Source organism: Streptacidiphilus monticola, from assembly GCF_042658505.1.
GTDB classification, from domain to species: domain Bacteria; phylum Actinomycetota; class Actinomycetes; order Streptomycetales; family Streptomycetaceae; genus Streptacidiphilus; species Streptacidiphilus monticola.
Genome location: NZ_JBHSQJ010000126.1, coordinates 1 through 15,372 on the forward strand (window position 1 = coordinate 1; position 15,372 = coordinate 15,372).

Genomic DNA, 15,372 nt, shown 5'->3' on the forward strand with positions numbered 1-15,372 from the left:
CCCACACCACCGGACTCCACGAAACCCGGGGCAGCTCACCGCTGTCCCGGGAAGAACCGCACATCAGCAGGTCGGGTGACCAGCGAGGTTAAACGTCAAGGTTAGACATGCCATCCCGGAGACATGCCAGCCGTCAGGTATCGAACTCGAACACCCGAGCGGCCTCTGGCTACCCGGCATGCCAAAGCGTGAGGCCGTCAGCTTCGACATGGACGGGCACCCTCGCCGACGTGCGCGGCATCCGGCACCTGATCGACGGCCCGGCTGCTTCGAAGCCTTCCACCGCGCCAGCGCCGACGCACCCCCGCCCGCCTGAGTCGTCCAGGCCTCCCGCGAGCGGCACCTGGCCGGCAGCGCCGTCCCCATCGTCACCGGCCGCGCGGAGAAGCGGCGCAATCTCACCGGGATGTAGCTGGCGCTTTGAGCGCCTGGGCGCGGTACCACCTCGGGCTGCTGGCATCAAGGGCCGTCCGTCAGCCCTCGGTCCGGATACTCGATCGTTCCAGGGCACAGATCCTGGGGCTGGGGCGGTTGGACCGGGAACTGCTCTGGGCCGACCCGGCCTTGAGCCGGGATACCTCGTAGCCCCGCCCATGATGCTCGGGCGGGGCTACGGTGGCATCAGCTGGAGCCGCTGTCGAGGGCGTACTCGCAGTGGAGAGTTTGCACGTAGTGCTGGCTGCCTTGGGTGTACTTCACTAGGCAGCCGGTGACGTGCGACTTCACCAGTCCAGTGATTTCGACCTTCGCCATGATGAATCGGTCACTGGTCTTGCCGGGAGCGATGACGAACTTTTGGCCCTGATAGTCCGGGAATTTCGTCAGGTCGGGCGCCCCGCTGTCCATCGGCTTGTAGCGGTAGACCAATGCATAACCGGGCTTGGCTGAGATTGAGTAGATCGAGTATCCAATTACCTTCATGCCAGTAGGTGTCCCAGTGAGGCGGAATCCGGTGATTTCCAGGGGTTTGCTGCTGGTGTTGGACAGCAGTGGGAAGGCCAGACCGTCGATGTTTCCGGGGCGGTTGTCCAGGAGGCCTACGGTGCCCTGGGTTATCGGACCGGATGCCTTGAGCAGGGTTCCCGCCTCGGGGGAGGAGGCCTGACCGCCGCATGCAGGCGTTGCAGCGATCGCTGCGATGACGGCCATGGCGCCGGTTGCCTGAGCGAGCCGTCTACCAGGAGAGGATGACGCCGGGGTTCGACGAGAGAGGTCCATTCTGCCCCCAGATATCGTGCTCGTACTGGCCGTTTCCGGCCGTGATCTTCTCGTAGTGGTTGGAGTCGTAGGTAGTGGTCATGGTCAGCGAGACGCCCCAAGCGCTGACGCCGCGGCCGATTGCCGCCGAGTGACCGTAGTCGAGCTGGAAGTACGCCCGCTTGGGGATGTAGCCGCGGTTGCCCGTTGGAGAGTTGGCGTACGCCTGCTGGCCGTCCTTGTAGCGCACGTCACTGCCGTACAGTCCCACGGCTCCCCCGGAGGGCACCTCGTAACGCATGGGCTGGATCCGGTAGCTGTGGCTCTCCAGGATGCCCGCACAGTAGTACTTGTCCTCGATGTAGGCGTAGCGGATCGGGACGCGCCACTGCTTGGCCCACATGGGGCCCTGGCTGGAGAAGCCCGTGGAGTAGCCGATGGCGCCGGTCTCGGCGACGCTTCCGGAGAACTTCCACGTCGTGCCGTCGGTGCTGTAGGCGACGGTGATCGTGCTGGACAGCTTGGCGCTGTAGTTGAAGGCCGCAGTGGTGTCGTAGTACGCGTGGGCCTCACCGACGGTCGAGTAGAAGATGCCGGTTTTCAGCGTTAGGTGCTGGGTGTTGCAGGGCAGGCTGCGGTCAGGCGTGACGGCCGAGTAGTCGACGCCGTTCACGACGGCCGGGTTGTAGCCGCTGGTGGAGCTGCCGTTGTTGCTCTGGTAGGTCGGCGGCGCGCTGTCGGTGACGGTGGCGTCGCCGGAGGCCTCGCTGGTGGCGGCGCTGCTGTTGGCCACGGTTGCGTCGGAGGGCGGAGCCACGTCGGGGGCGTTGACCGCGCTTGCCGCCAGTGACGCGGTGTCAGCAGTCGGGTGGGTCCGGGCGTGCATCGAGGAGAGTGTGGTGGCGCTGCCATAGGCGACGCCGGCGCTGACGAAATTGCTGGCGTTGAGGACGGTTCCGTCCGGTGCCTGGCCAGCGACCTTGGCTTCCAGATTGAGGACGCCGTCGTGGGTGTCCGCCAGGGCCTGCAGGTTGGTCGGCAGTGGGTCGGGCACGGTGAACGTCCAGGTGCCGTCAGCTGCGGTGGTGGTGGTTCCGACCACCGTGGCGTTCGCGCTTGCGCCCTCTGCGGGAACGTCGTCGGTCGTGTAGATGCTGACCGGGTAGTTGGCCAGCGGTGCTCCGTTACCGAGAGTGAACTTGCCGGTGACGGTTGCCGGCCCCGTCTGCGGAGTGATGGTGTCGGCCGTTGGGGAGGAGGAGGCTATCGGGCCGCTGCTTCCGACCGGGATCGCCGTGGTGCTGGGCTTCAGGTCCGTGGTGCTGGCGGATGCGGTGGGCGTCGCGGTTGCGGAGGAAGAGGGAGATGTGGAACTACTGGCGGTGGGCGAGGCCGAGCTGGACGGGCAGGTGTCCTGAAGGCAGCCAGGCGGCGTGATGCTGGCGTACGCCCCCGTGGCGCTCACGTTGCTCACGACCAGTGCGGCGCTCACGGAAAGCGTGCCAGCCGCAATCAGCAAACGATTTCTCGTGCTGCGGTTCATGTGCTTAAAACCCCCCAATGAAGAGTATGTTCTTATGTTGCCGCCGCGCCTCCCAACGACATGAAAAAGAAACGCGGCGGCAACATCCGGAACGAATGGCGTATGCCTTTCGTGGCCGGGTGAGAAGACCATAAGGGGTGGGACTGAAGGGCGCCAGATATCTGGGAAGCAGCGTCTTGCCTTTTCTCAAATCGGCCTCAAGCGCCGGTCGGATCTGTGCGAGTCAAACGTCCGATTCGACCTTGATCGTCCTCTGTCGAAGGGCTCAATTTGGACATTAGGAAGCCGCTGTGACCTGCATCACATCGTTGGGTTTTCGGATCTTCGAGGCCCGCCTGTCCGCTGGGACGGTTCACCTGCCTCGCCATGTGTCTCCCGGGCTCCCGTCTTGCCCGCGCGGTGGCCGGAGTGGGGACGAGGTCGCCGAACGCGAACAACGCGTCGTGGTGAAGGCATAGCAACTCCTAGCAACAGATGGCTGGTTGGAGAGGGCGGGCCGCGAGGGGCGGCCCGCGTGCGGCCCGGTGGGTGGGGCCCGGGCCCGGTCGGGTGAGGGCGTCATGCCGTGGCCTGACGCTGGGTGGGCGCGGCCAGGTCCAACCCGAGGCCGGTGACGTCGAAGGTGACGGCGGTGCGGGGGATGCCCCCACCGGGTCGCTGGTATAGGTGGAGGCGGCTGCGGCCGGCCAGGATCAACGGCGTGCCCGCGGGCATCTGCGCGGTCGCGGCGGCGGTGGCCGCAGGCCGGTCAGGGTGCACACCACCAGCTCGCTCGCCCCGCCTGGGGTGGTGGGCGTGGTGGCGATCTGCAGCCGCGCGACGGGGGTCCCGCCGTCCATGGTGCGCACCTGCGGCGGCTGGGTGAGCGTGCGGATCTCGTCCTGGCCGCCGGGGAGTTCGGCGCGGGCCGCGGGGACGTCGGCGCAGGGGTGGTGGACCGCGATCGCTCCGGCACCCGGCCGGGTGCCGGATGTGGCCCGCTCGCGCAGAGCGCTGCGCAGATCGCGGGTCGCCGCCTTGTGCTGCTGCTCGACCCAGTCGGCGAGCTGCTCGGCCAGGTCCGCGTCCTCCCGCACCCCGAGGTAACCCGTACGGCTGGCCTCGGTGTGCAGGTGATCGCTCGCGTCGCGCAGCTCCAGGCCGGTGTAGGCGGCGACGGCACGCACACCGTGGTAGTGGGTGAGGCGGGAGTAGGGGCGACGCGCCTTCGCCCTGAGTGGTGGACACGCTGACACTGGGTCTGCTTGATCCGGAGGAAGCGAGACGCCGCCGATGGCGATGAAGGACTCCTCGGACGAGTTCGGGGCTGATGCGGTGGCCCTGTACGAGTCCACGCCCGGGGCGACCTACAAGGACATCGCCGCTGACCTGGGCATCAACCGGGCGACGCTGCGCGAGTGGGTTCTGCGGGACCGGCAACGCCGAGGAATCGCGCCTGCCGTTCCCTCTGGCGGGCCGACAACGTCCCAGGCCAGTGAGCCGGCCCCGTCGGCTGACCCGGACGAGCGGATCCGGACGGCACCCCCGGGACGGGTGCGTGGTGGCCGCACGCGCCCTGGGAATGTGCTACGCGATCCCATCGTCATCCTCCGGGATGGCTCTCGGCGCCGCCGTGGACCCAGCCGTCCGCGTCGAGGGGAGTTGCAGCAGGCGGGCCGGAACGCCGGGCGATACGGCCAGGGCGGGGACCGGTCCAGGGGCCTGGGATCCCTGGCTGCCTCGCCTGCGAGGCGGAACGGCTGAAAAGGGCGGGCTGCGTTCAGCAGTGGGGTGCGCGCATCAGGCGGGCCAGCAGCCAGAACGCGAGACCCGTTCCGGCACCGTAGGCCAGATGCGCTCCCAGATCCCAGGCCACCACCGTGGCGTCGTACTCCCAGATCGGCTTGTAGAGCCCGGCGATCGGCAAAGCGATGTAGCTGCCGGCGAACACCGCGGCACCGAACGGCACTCCGTACAGGGGAGCGGGCCAGGGCAGTGAGCCGGCCAGGACGCCGTACACCGCACCCGCACCCGACCCGTAAGCCCAGTGCGCGGCCGTGCTCGTCAGCCAGGCCGAACGGTCGGGGAGCTCGCGCTGGGTGAAGCCCTCGATCAGGCGCTTGGCCACCTGCCCCGGATCAGGAGCCTGCTCCCAGTTCTCGACCGGCGCGAACTCCCAGGCGAGCGGGCTGTTCTTTCCACCGGAGCGCCGGTACTTCACGTAGTGGACGGCATCCAGGCCCACCGTTCCCACCGCCCCGGCCAGCAGCCCGGCTGCTACCGCCGTCAGCGCGGTGACCTGATGTCCTCGAGCACGCATGACGCCACTCTCTTCCAGATTCAGGCGGAAGGGTCTGGGACGGCGCTCGTCCGCGAGGCGTGAACGGCCGCCTGCAGCCCGCAGACACCTCGAGTATCCATGGCCAGGGCAAGCCCCGCACGGGGAACCGGTCCGCGGCGCAAGGACGTAAGAACCGCGCCGGCAGCCGTCAGCCCGCGCAGGTTCGCCCATGTCAAGAAAGCTCTCCGCATGCCCGCGCATCGCCGCTCAACAGTGGGCCGCCGCGGACGGCTCGGTTTCTTCAGGGAGGGCGAACCCCCCTTCGGCCAGGCGTGGGCCGCGTGGGAGCAGCGGTGGCAGGCACTGCTGTGCGACCCCGAGCGCACGGTCGGGGCGATACGCCTGTGCCATCTGGGCTGCGGCTACCGGCAGTGGCTCGTCGTCAGCGCCCCCCAGCGCGGCTTCGTCCGGTCCGACGACCGGGCGGACGACCGGGATCTGCAACCCCTTTCGCCGCCGCGACGGCCAGCAGGTCAGCTGCTCCCGCTGGTCCCTGGGCTGGCTGCACCAGGCGGCCGCACGGCTGGGCAGGCCCTGAGCGGCCCGGCCGGTCTGCTGCCCCGGGCGCCGGGCAACAATGCGCTGGGCGGGTGGGCTGCCGGTGCGGCACGATCTGCGTTCATGACCGCGACCACGTCCACCGGCGGGGTGCTGCTGCTGGCGCCGAGGATCAACGAGACCGGGTTGCAGTTGCTGACGGCCGCGCGCCGGCGGGGACTTCGCGCCCAAACCTGCACTCGGTGGCAGGTCCCGGCTGAATTGCGTGATTTGTCTCCGGCGTATGTGTACGGTGGGCCGCTGTTCGCTGACGCTGTCGGCGCCGAGCTGGACCTGGCGGTCCTCGAGCCCCCGGCGGACTGGCTCGCCCGGCTGCCGCCCCAGCTGCTGCGGCGCCGAGTGAAGTGCATGCCCTTGGCCCAGGCGCGCTGCCTGACCCACCCAGCGTTCCTCAAACCCCCGGTGGACAAGCTGTTTGCGGCCCAGGTCTACCGAGACGGTGCGCACTTGCCGGGACCTGACGTGCTGGACGACGACACCATGGTCCAGGTCAGTGAGATCGTGCGGTTCTCCCGCGAGTACCGGCTGTTCGTGCTCGACGGCGAAGTCCGCGCCGCCAGCCGCTACGCCGTGGACGGCGACCTGGATGTGGCAGCCCGGGACGAGCTGTGGCCGCAGCTGACTGAGTTCGCTCGCGAGGTCCTGGCCGCGGCCGACACCCTGCCCAGCGCGGCGGTTGTGGATGTCGGCCCGCTCGCCGACGGCACCGGCTGGGCGGTGGTGGAGGCCAATCCGGCCTGGGCCAGCGGCGGTTACGCATGCGACCCGGACGGGGTCCTCGACGTGGTGCTGCGCGCCGCGGGCCCGCGGGTCCGGCTTGCCGCCAGGGACCGGCCGTTCCTGCGGCCGCTGCGGCAGGTAATCCGCTGACCATCAGCGATCGGGTCAGGAGGACTGCGTGGACGCTGGTGCGGATGGGCAGGCGTGGGCGGGTCGGCTACCAGCCCCCTGACGCCGGAGCGCCAGCGGACTGTGCGAGCATGCAGTACGCCCCCCGGAGCCGGGGGGCGTACTGAACGGTTCATGGGGGACAACTCGGCTCCGCGGGAACCACGAGCGCTCCCTGCCATGACTGCCCGCTGATCGACGGGAACCCGGGCGTTCCTATACTGCGCGGAGCCGCCTGAAGGAGCACCATGAGAACCCTCGCCGCGACGGCCGTCGCAGTCGTAGCCCTGACTGCGGGTTGCGCCCCCTCGTACACGCCAGCCAAGGTTGCACCACCGTCCGCAACTGAGCCAGCGCCGGTCACCCCCGAAGCTCTCGCGTGGTGGCACTCCTACGGCAGCAAGACGAGCGCGAAGCTCATCACAGATGCCCGAGCCGTCATCGCTGCCGCAGACCCCAATGCGACTTCGAGTCAAATGGCTATCGGCAAGGGCAAGTTGATTGCGGCCTGTCAGGCGCTGTATGTAGACCTCCAGCCAGCCCTGGTCCACACACCGCCACCCGACGCATACGCTGCAATGAAGTGGACCGACGCGCTTGACCAACTCCCCACCAGAGGGGACTGTCGATGGGCGATCAGCCCCGGAACAGTTGGCGCGGTTCAGAGCACGAGCATGAATGCGATCAAGTTCTTCGCACTCGTGACACGGCGGCTGACTTCGGGCGCCACTTCCTAGCCGGTTTGTGCCAGGGGGTCGCCTGCGATCTGGACCTCGACGCCGTCCGCGGTGATGCGGGCCTCGGACAGCTGGGGCAGCCTCTGCCGTCGGGCAGGTTGGCGGACATGGTGCGCAGGGCCTCACCGCCTCGACCGTAGGGACGGGCGGGTTCCCTCGCGCTGACGCACGCGAGCGGGCGGGTCCGGCGGCTCGATCAGGATGCGGCGGCCTGGACGTCGGCCTTGGCGTAGGCCTGGGCGAGGAGCATCTCGGTCGCGGGCTCCATCTCGACGTCCAGCCTGCGCAGCGCTGCGGAGAGTTGGGCGGTGATCCGGGGGAGTGCGTGTCGGTTGCCGGCGCGCATCTCCAGTGCCACCCAGTCGCGGACGAGGAGTTCGGCGGCCGGTTCGATGGCCAGGCCTGCGGTGACGGCTTTGCGGGCGCGGTCGTAGTACCCGGCTACGGCGCGGTGGTGAGCGACGGAGTGGGCGACGTCGATGATGCGGGAGACCATCTCCTGCTGCACCGGTACCGCCCAGGACGCGGTCGAGCCTTCGAACGGCCGCCCGCGCACCAGGGCGAGGGCTGCCTCCAGGTCGGTCACCCCGGCCGGCCCGGCGGCAAGCCCGCGCTTGGCCAGGTGCTCGAAGCTGAACCAGTCGCACCCCACGTCGACCAGGACTGGCATGTGGCCGGGGAGCTTGGCCCGTCCGACCCGTGACGTGCCGTCAGCGGAATCGCCGAGTGCCTTGCGCAGCTCGGACAGCCGGGACGTGACGGTGTGAGAGGTCCACGGGGTCTGGGGGTTCATGGCCTCGGCGGCGCTTTCGCGGGACCGGTTGGGGTAGAGCAGCATGAAGGCGGCAAGTTCTGCCATGCGGCGGCTGCGGGCTCCGACCCCGACGCCGGGGCCGTTCAGCTCGACCGGTCCGAGCAGCCGGACCTGCGGAGCGTCCAGCGAAGCGGGAGGTTCATCCTCCTTCCCGCTACCTGCCGCGGCCGTGGCAAGTGGCGCCGACTGCGGGCGCACAGTACCGGTGGACTGGGATTCCTCGGCGCCCCCGGGGGGTTCGTCGGCGACGTCGCCGTGGCTCGTGATGCCGTCGGCCTCGGTGCCCTGGCCGGTGGCGGGCGCCGTAGGGGAAGGGATGGTGGCTGCGGTGAAGGCGGTGAACACTGACAGCTGCGGCGGCGAAGTGTCGCTGCTGGAGGCGTCCGCTTCCGTCTCGTCGTCCTGTGGATCGGTCAGCGGCACGGTGCCCTGGGGGACTTGGCCCCATTCTTCCTGTGCGGGTGCACTGTCCTGTTCGGTGATCTGCAGGTCTTCGCGCAGCAGCTCGTACTCGGTCTGGGTGACCCGTTGCAGCATGACCTCCGTCCCCGGGACGGGGGCGGGTTGAGGAGTGGTCAGGTCACAGTCGAGGCGATGCGCGCCTGGGAACAGGTGCGCGTGTTCCCCTGCGGGCAGGACGGCCGCGACCGGCGCGCTGGGGGCGCGGGACAGGAGGTCGGCGAGCTGCCAGGCGGTCTCGGCATCCAGGCCCTCGGCGGACACGACCAGGCAGGGGAGCTCCTCGGCAGGGTCCTGCTGCGCGGCGAGGAGCTGGTCGGCGAGGTCACCCACGGCTTTGGCGGTGGTGTCCGTGTGGTGGAGGCGGCCGGTGGGCATGGCCGGGATCAGGCTGCGGTCGCCGACACCGACGGCGTCGATCTGCAGAAGCCGCCCCCACGGGCAGGTCGCCGCGTCCAGGGCGATGGCGCGGGCGACGTCGCTGATCTGCTCCGGGCTGCCGTCCAGCAGCAGCGGCCGGTGGGCGGCCAGGTTTGCCAGCAGCACCCCGCCGGCCGGGAGCGGGCCGAGAAAGATCAGCAGTGGATATGGGGCCTCCAAGAGGGTTGCCTCGTCCGGGTCCAGCAGGTCCTGCTCGCCGTCCAGGCGCCACCACCCGGACTGCGCGGCCGCCGTGAACGGCGGCACGGGTTCACCCTCGGCCTGGACCTCGACGCCGTCGTGCGTGATCCGCGCGCCGGACAACTGCGGCAGCGCCGTGCCGTCGGGCAGATGGGAGGCCATGGTCCGAAGCGCGAGGTCCAGCAACTCCGCGCTGGGCTCGGCCTGGTGGTGCAGGGCGTGCTCGAGCGGGCTGACCTGGGCGGGCATGGCGATGGTCTCGCCGGGCTTGCGGCGGCGCTACTGCAGGGTGCGCTTGGCCGCATAGCCGCCCAGCAAGCCAGCGGCGAGGAACGCACTGATCCCGGCGCCCACCCGAAACTCACTGCCCGCCTCATCCTGCTGCGCAGAGGCTGAGGTGTTCGCGGTGGCAGTGGCCGTCGGGGCCGCAGTGATGTTCGGGGTGCTGTGAGGGCTGGCCGCGGCGGAGGCCGCAGGATAAGGGGACCCCGTGGCCGGCGCGGTGGCGGCCGCGGTAGGGCTGTGGCTCGCGCCGGCGGCCAGGTCGGCCGCAGCTGCAGCGGCCCGCCCGGGCCGTCGCTCTGGTCCGCTCGGACTGCCCCTGCCCGCGCCTCTATCGGGTGGATCTCTCGCTGCCGCTACGCCGACCAGCGCAACCCGCGTTACACCACCCCCTGGATCTGGCGACCCGTCACTTGTCCAAGAACGAAGGCGGGTTCGGGAGGCAGCGGGTGCCGGTCACCGAGGTCGAAGGGCACCGGATCACGCTCACGCACCTGGACCGCGTCCTCTACCCGGCGACCGGGACGTCCAAGGCCGAGGTGGTCGAGTACTACGTGCAGGTCGCCGCGGTGATGCTGCCGCACCTGTTGGACCGCCCGTTGTCCTTGGTGCGGTTCCCCGACGGGGTGGCTGGGCAGCGGTGGGTGGCGAAGGCCCCGCCGCAGGGAACTCCGGCGTGGGTGCGCACCGTGCCGGTGGGTGGGAGGAGGCGGCGGCAGATCGTCGCGGATGGTCTGGCGACGGTCGTGTGGCTGTCGAATTTGACCGCGGAGTTCCATACGGTGCAGTGGCATGCGGCGCTGCCTGGTCATGCGGACCGGCTGGTGGTGGACATCGACCCCGGGCCGGGCATGGACCTGCTGGCGTCCCGCGACGGCGCCCTCCTGGTGCGTGAGCGGCTGGCCGCCGACGGCCTGGACGCCTATGTGAAAGCCTCGGGCGGGAAGGGCTTGCACCTGCTGGTGGCATTGGAGCCGACGCCTACGGACCAGGTGAGCGCCTACGCCAAGGCTGTCGCGACCGAGCTGCAGCATGCCTACCCGGACCTGTTCACGGCGGTGATGGCCAAGGCGAAGCGGCCGGGCAAGCTGTTCCTCGACTGGTCGCAGAACAACGCCGCCAAGACCACCGCCGCCCCCTACACGATCCGCGCGCAGGAGCGGCCCACCGTCTCCGCGCCCTTCACCTGGCAGGAGCTCGAAGCCGCCCGGGACGAGGGGGAGTTGACGCTGCTGATCGACCAGATGCCGGACCGCCTCGTCCGGTTCGGGGACCTACTCGCACCGCTACTCGACCCCGACCAGGCCCACGTCCTTCCCGCACCGGCCCCGCCCGCAGGCCGGCGGCCCGCCTTGAAGCCACCGGAGGCCGAGGCGGAACGGTGGGCGCTGGAGCCGCCGGTGGAGGTGGTACGGCCGAAGAAGGTGCCCACGCTGCCCAGTGAACGCGGCCTACGCGGAGGAGTCAGGTTCGAAGTAAAACTGGATGGTTTTCGCATTTGCGGATTTTCCTACGCGAATGAACGCCCCCCGGTGCTGCAGACCCGCTCGGGCCGCAACGTCGCCGCGGACTTCCCGCTGGTTGCCCGTGCGGTTGCCGAGCTGCCGGCGGGCACCGTCGTCGATGGGGAACTTTGCGCATGGCGGGAGGGGAGGCTCGAGTTCGAGCAGCTGCTGCGCACCCGCCGCGCCCGCGAACAGGGCCAGATCGCACTCGCGTACGTCGTCTTCGATTTGCTCGCTCTGCCCGGCCGGGACATTCGATCCCGGCCGCTTCATCAGCGCCTGGACCACCTGGACCGGCTGCTACGAACTGCCCGCCCTCCGCTGCAGCCGATCCTCGCTACGACCGACCGCGCCACCGCCCTGGAATGGATGGAACACCTGACCGCCCAGGGGATCGAAGGGGTGGTCGCCAAGGGCCTGGATACCCCGTACGACCGGCACGCCGGCTGGGTGAAAGTCCGGCACGCCGACACCACCGACGCCCACATCCTCGCCCTGGCTGGCAACCCAAAGCGTCCCACCGCCGTACTGCTGCGCCTGGACGACGGCACCACCTTGCTGTCCTCGCCCGCGCTTGACCCCGCCCAGGCCGGTGCCCTGGCCCGGAACGTCAGCGGACTGCTCGGCGAACAGGTCCACCACGCCGAACACGGGACGCTGACCGCTCTGACTGAGCCGCTGTTGGCCGAGGTCCGTCTGGGCACCGGCCGCCACCGCATGGCCGGCTTCATCCGTATCAGGGCGAGTGGGTAGTCGTAGCGCCTTGGGTGCCACCGCCGACGCGTTGCGGTAGGAGCTGGCCTGCTCGCGCGGGCCGAGTGGGCCCAATAGCGAAGGCTCTGCCCCGGCTGGAGCAGGCCCGCGATGCGCTGCGTGAGGCGCAGGGGGAGGCTGAATCCGCAGGCAGAGAGCTGTCTGAATGCCGACGGCGGTGGGAAGAGGCGGGTCAGGAGGTCGCCTTGGCCGGGCATGCGGTGGACGACGTACGGGCCCGGCTGGAGGGGATGTCCTGATCACCTGGGCGCGAGAGGGTGGTGGTCGGCGATGGCCAGGCCGGTGTGGAGCGGGGTGCTGACGTTCGGGCTGGTGGCGCTGTATACGGCGACGGAGGATCACACGGTGCACTTCCACCAGCTGCAGCGCGACACCAGCGACCGGGTCCGCAACAAGCGCGTGAACGAACGCACCGGCCAGGAGGTCTCGTACGACGAGATCGTGAAGGGCTACGAGATCCGGCCCGGCGAGTACGTGGTCGTCGAGTCCGGTGAGCTGGAGGACATCGCCCCGGGACGCTCGCGGACCATCGACATCGCCGGCTTCGTCGACCTGGCCGACGTCGAGCCGATCTTCTTCGACAAGACCTACTACCTGGGCCCGAAGGGCGAGGAGTACGCCAAGATCTACAAGCTGCTCGCCGATGCCCTGGAGCGCTCGAACCGCGCCGGACTGGCGTTGTTCTCCATGCGGGGCAAGGAGTACCTGACCGCGGTCCGCGCGCAGAGTGGCCTCCTGGAGCTGCACACCATGCACTTCGCGGACGAGGTCCGTGACCCGCGCCAGGAGATCGACGCCCTGCCCGGTGGCGGGACACGGGTGTCCAAGCAGGAGCTCTCTACCGCGCAGCAGCTGATCGACATGATGCGGGGCTGGCCGGCCGGGATGCGGCTGATCGTCCGCAAGGAGCGCCCGCACCCCGGCGCCCAGCTGCGGATCACCGACGCCGACGGCATGCGCCTCACCTGCTTCGGCACCAACGCCCCCGAACTGCCGATCGCAACTGGAGTTGCGGCACCGCCAGCGGGCCCGCGCGGAGGACCGCATCCGCGCGGCCCGCGACACCGGCCTGCGCAACCTCCCGTTGAGGGCCACCGCGCAGAACCGGATCTGGCTGGAGATCGTCCAACTCGCCCTGGACTTGCTGGCCTGGCTACCCATGCTCGCGCTGACCGGCGACGCCCGCCGCTGGGAGCCCAAGCGCCTGCGGCTGCGGCTTTTCTCCGCCGNTCTGATCACCGGCGCCTTCGACCGCCTCCAAGCCCTGCCCGCACCTGGCTGACCAGCCGAAACACCCCGTCCCGACGAACCAGACACCCACCCGGACCCGTGGAAACCGGCGCCCACCCGACGCGACAGCCGGACCACCGGCCTGCCCACAACGCCGCCACGAAGCCGAACGGCCCGCCAGCAAGCTGACGGACCGTCACGAAACATCGAGGCTAACCGACGGCCCCGACCAGCGACAGGCACTCGACGCACCACGACTCACCAGGAACCCGGAGATCCAGTGGAACATCCCGCTCTCCGGCCGGCAGCACCAGCCCTTCCTCGTCACTGCACGCGATCGCCTGGAAATCCTGAACCACACCACCAACCGGCTTGTGCCAGACCAGCCGGTCAGGCTCGAGCCCACGGCCAAGGACTCGCTCCGGCACTGCGATCACGATAGTCCCCCTCATCAGTTGGCCCCGCCAGGATACGGGCCAATCGCCTGGGGAGACTGGGAACTCGGAGACCAACGGCCTTGGGGAAATACGACCCCGATCTGGCGTGTCTCAGTTCTCGACCGTGGCGGTCAGGATGCCACGCCACCTACTGCAGCCCTATCTGCGCTCGCCAACGCCCAGTTGGGCTTACGCGTGGCGGGTGGTCAAGGACATCGTGGACCGGTTCCGGGCCGCGAGAACGGCCGCGCCGCGGGTCGCTCGTGGCGTCCGCGGCGTGCGAGCGGGATCTGCCAGTCACGGCAGTCCTGACGCGCCCGCAGTCGGACGCCGCGTTCTCCCTGGCCGGAACCGGCGTCGGCTTCGTCCTCTACATGCTGATGGCCAACCTCGGCCTCGCAGTCGTGTTCGTCGCCGTACCTTGGGTGTTCATCGGCTTCAAGGCCGCTGGCGTCCTCTACCTGGCCCGCCTCGCCTGGCGGGCCCTACGCCCCGGAGGGCGAGGTGTGTTCGAGGTCCGGGACATCCCCCGTGACAGCCGGACTCGTCTCTTCCGTATGGGGCTGGTGACAAATCTGCTCAACCCCAAGGCCGCGATCATGTACCTCACCCTGATCCCGCAGTTCATCAACCCGCATCACGGGCATCCGGCCGTACACTCGCTTGGGCTCCCGCTTCGGCTGCGGGAGGGACGAGGAAACTCGTGACCGGTGACATCGCGCACGCAATCTCCGCGACGGTCAGAAAAGCCGACCTCCGGAGGCCCACCGTCCTGGTGCGCGGCCGGATCGACGGCCCGCCGGACAACGTCGAAGACTTAAGTGCCGGCGCTCACGACGTGGGTCCACCCCACGGACAGAGCCCATCGTCCCGAGGTGTGGGATATCACCGTGATGTGGACGGTGCCACGGGAACCCAGCGCTGATTCGTCGTACTCGGGCTTCGTTCCGACGCCGCAATGCAGCGTGAAGCTGACGATCGGGTCCAGCCGGACCTCGACAGTGCCGCTGCCGGAGCACACGGCGTCCGTCATCCACGTGCCGCCGGCGACGCCTCTCGCGTACCCGAGGTCCTGCGTCCCTTGCTGGGCAGCTTTGCGGACGAAGACCTTCTCGGCATTCCACAAGGCAGGAACGACGTCGACCGACACCACCGTGGGCGACGGCTTCGCCGACGAAGCCGCAGAAGGGCGAGGAGCGGACGCGGAAACCACACTCGCGCCCGGACGGGCGGATGCACCTGCTGAACCTGAGGAGCAGCCTGTGGCGACAGCGAGCAGCGCCAACATGCCGATGAGGAGCCGGGGGACAGGCGTGAAACTTGGCATGACGACCTTTCTGGCACAGATGGCGCAGCCGACAGGCCAGGCCCGTCGACTGCGCCAACTGGAGAACTTTGGCCTGCGTTCGACATAATTCCGCGGCCTGGAGAGGCGAATTCGGGGTCTGACCTGGGCGGACGGGCGTGTGTCCGCCTGGAGGGCGTGTCTCTAGGCGGTCGCGTTTCGGCTGGTCAGCGGGATGCGGGCTGAAGTGAGATGACCTGCTTGGGGGCGGGGATGTCCAGCTTCGCGAGCAGGTCTCGCTGGGGCTTGGTCAGGGCGGTGACCTGCTGGAACGTTCCAGTGGGGCCGGTGAAGGTGCCCAGGTGGAGGCGGTCGAGCTCGCGCCGGATCTGCGGCCAGGTGTCGCCGGTGGTGGTCTCGGTGATCCGGATCAGCAGGAGGGCGAGCCAGCACAGGATGACGTGGGCGCGGATGCGTTCTTCGAGGCGGTGGTAGACGGGCCGCAGGTCGATGATCTGCTTCATGTCGCGCCAGCCGCGCTCGACTTCGAGCAGTTGCTTGTAGCCCAGGGCGATGTCCTCGGCGCTCAGGTGGGGGTCGCTGCAGCGCAGGAGGTACTTCCCGTCGAGATTCTCCTCGGCCTTGATCTTCGCCTGGTCGACGCGGAGCTTGCCGGCCGGGGTGGCGCGAAGGTAGCGGTTCAGGCCCGGCATTTACGGCGA

General features: G+C 69.3%; 12 protein-coding genes and 3 pseudogenes. 8 read left to right on the top strand and 7 right to left on the bottom strand.

Annotation, left to right across the window (positions count from 1 at the left end):
- Positions 1-621: 621 nt before the first annotated feature.
- Together ACFP3V_RS25920 and ACFP3V_RS25925 are read right to left on the bottom strand one after the other, a co-directional pair.
- Entirely contained in the window at positions 622-1,149 is a 528-nt protein-coding gene (locus ACFP3V_RS25920) for a hypothetical protein (RefSeq protein WP_380588171.1), read from the bottom strand.
- Between the two features lie 25 nt (positions 1,150-1,174).
- A complete protein-coding gene (locus ACFP3V_RS25925) occupies positions 1,175-2,299 on the bottom strand; it encodes a RodZ family helix-turn-helix domain-containing protein (RefSeq protein WP_380588174.1) in 1,125 nt (374 codons plus the stop codon).
- Positions 2,300-2,390: 91 nt separating this feature from the next.
- On the opposite strand from ACFP3V_RS25925, the gene ACFP3V_RS25930 reads away from it, so the two are divergent.
- The gene (locus ACFP3V_RS25930) at positions 2,391-2,615 is read left to right on the top strand and encodes a hypothetical protein (RefSeq protein ID WP_380588177.1); all 225 of its coding nucleotides are present in this window, start codon (positions 2,391-2,393) and stop codon (positions 2,613-2,615) included.
- A gap of 817 nt (positions 2,616-3,432) precedes the next feature.
- Here the strand turns inward: ACFP3V_RS25930 and ACFP3V_RS25935 are convergent.
- Positions 3,433-3,906: a hypothetical protein gene (locus ACFP3V_RS25935; protein WP_380588180.1), complete on the bottom strand. Its 474-nt coding sequence runs from the start codon at positions 3,904-3,906 to the stop codon at positions 3,433-3,435.
- A 112-nt stretch (positions 3,907-4,018) separates the two neighbouring features.
- Between ACFP3V_RS25935 and ACFP3V_RS25940 the strand changes: the two genes are divergently transcribed.
- On the top strand, positions 4,019-4,483 hold the full coding sequence (locus tag ACFP3V_RS25940) for a transposase (protein WP_380588232.1): 465 nt from the start codon (positions 4,019-4,021) through the stop codon (positions 4,481-4,483).
- A gap of 16 nt (positions 4,484-4,499) precedes the next feature.
- On the opposite strand, the gene ACFP3V_RS25945 is transcribed toward ACFP3V_RS25940, so the two are convergent.
- On the bottom strand, positions 4,500-5,039 hold the full coding sequence (locus tag ACFP3V_RS25945; RefSeq protein ID WP_380588183.1) for a hypothetical protein: 540 nt from the start codon (positions 5,037-5,039) through the stop codon (positions 4,500-4,502).
- 210 nt (positions 5,040-5,249) lie between these two features.
- Here ACFP3V_RS25945 and ACFP3V_RS25950 point away from each other — a divergent pair, with 210 nt between their 5' ends.
- Positions 5,250-6,488: an ATP-grasp domain-containing protein gene (locus ACFP3V_RS25950; protein WP_380588186.1), complete on the top strand. Its 1,239-nt coding sequence runs from the start codon at positions 5,250-5,252 to the stop codon at positions 6,486-6,488.
- Positions 6,489-7,439: 951 nt separating this feature from the next.
- On the opposite strand, the gene ACFP3V_RS25955 is transcribed toward ACFP3V_RS25950, so the two are convergent.
- Positions 7,440-9,386 carry an AfsR/SARP family transcriptional regulator gene (locus ACFP3V_RS25955; protein WP_380588189.1) on the bottom strand — a complete coding sequence of 649 codons (1,947 nt, stop codon included), beginning with the start codon at positions 9,384-9,386 and terminating at the stop codon, positions 7,440-7,442.
- Positions 9,387-9,868: 482 nt separating this feature from the next.
- Between ACFP3V_RS25955 and ligD the strand changes: the two genes are divergently transcribed.
- The 3 genes and pseudogenes from ligD to ACFP3V_RS25970 form a co-directional block, all read left to right on the top strand.
- On the top strand, positions 9,869-11,677 hold the full coding sequence (gene ligD, locus ACFP3V_RS25960; RefSeq protein ID WP_380588192.1) for a non-homologous end-joining DNA ligase: 1,809 nt from the start codon (positions 9,869-9,871) through the stop codon (positions 11,675-11,677).
- Between the two features lie 291 nt (positions 11,678-11,968).
- Positions 11,969-12,511 (top strand): annotated as a pseudogene (gene ku, locus ACFP3V_RS25965) (non-homologous end joining protein Ku); the annotation flags it as partial.
- Between the two features lie 48 nt (positions 12,512-12,559).
- Positions 12,560-12,980: pseudogene (locus ACFP3V_RS25970) on the top strand (transposase); the annotation flags it as partial.
- 160 nt (positions 12,981-13,140) lie between these two features.
- On the opposite strand, the gene ACFP3V_RS25975 reads toward ACFP3V_RS25970, so the two are convergent.
- Complete coding sequence (locus ACFP3V_RS25975) at positions 13,141-13,365, bottom strand: hypothetical protein (RefSeq protein WP_380588195.1); 225 nt, start codon at positions 13,363-13,365, stop codon at positions 13,141-13,143.
- Positions 13,366-13,628: 263 nt separating this feature from the next.
- On the opposite strand from ACFP3V_RS25975, the gene ACFP3V_RS25980 reads away from it, so the two are divergent.
- Both ACFP3V_RS25980 and ACFP3V_RS25985 read left to right on the top strand, forming a co-directional pair.
- Positions 13,629-14,072 (top strand): LysE family translocator, encoded by a 444-nt coding sequence (locus ACFP3V_RS25980; RefSeq protein WP_380588198.1) that lies wholly within the window; start codon positions 13,629-13,631, stop codon positions 14,070-14,072.
- Between the two features lie 168 nt (positions 14,073-14,240).
- Positions 14,241-14,780: a hypothetical protein gene (locus tag ACFP3V_RS25985; RefSeq protein ID WP_380588201.1), complete on the top strand. Its 540-nt coding sequence runs from the start codon at positions 14,241-14,243 to the stop codon at positions 14,778-14,780.
- Positions 14,781-14,877: 97 nt separating this feature from the next.
- Here the strand turns inward: ACFP3V_RS25985 and ACFP3V_RS25990 are convergent.
- Positions 14,878-15,360, bottom strand: a pseudogene (locus ACFP3V_RS25990) (IS1634 family transposase); the annotation flags it as partial.
- Between the last annotated feature and the right edge of the window lie 12 nt (positions 15,361-15,372).

Excerpts from the sequence above, each read along its gene's own strand:
- ACFP3V_RS25955 (WP_380588189.1), bottom strand. The coding sequence starts at position 9,386 with ATGCCCGCCCAGGTCAGCCCGCTCGAGCACGCCCTGCACCACCAGGCC.
- ACFP3V_RS25945 (WP_380588183.1), bottom strand. The coding sequence starts at position 5,039 with ATGCGTGCTCGAGGACATCAGGTCACCGCGCTGACGGCGGTAGCAGCC.
- ACFP3V_RS25940 (WP_380588232.1), top strand. The coding sequence starts at position 4,019 with ATGAAGGACTCCTCGGACGAGTTCGGGGCTGATGCGGTGGCCCTGTAC.
- ACFP3V_RS25920 (WP_380588171.1), bottom strand. The coding sequence starts at position 1,149 with ATGGCCGTCATCGCAGCGATCGCTGCAACGCCTGCATGCGGCGGTCAG.
- ACFP3V_RS25950 (WP_380588186.1), top strand. The coding sequence starts at position 5,250 with ATGCCCGCGCATCGCCGCTCAACAGTGGGCCGCCGCGGACGGCTCGGT.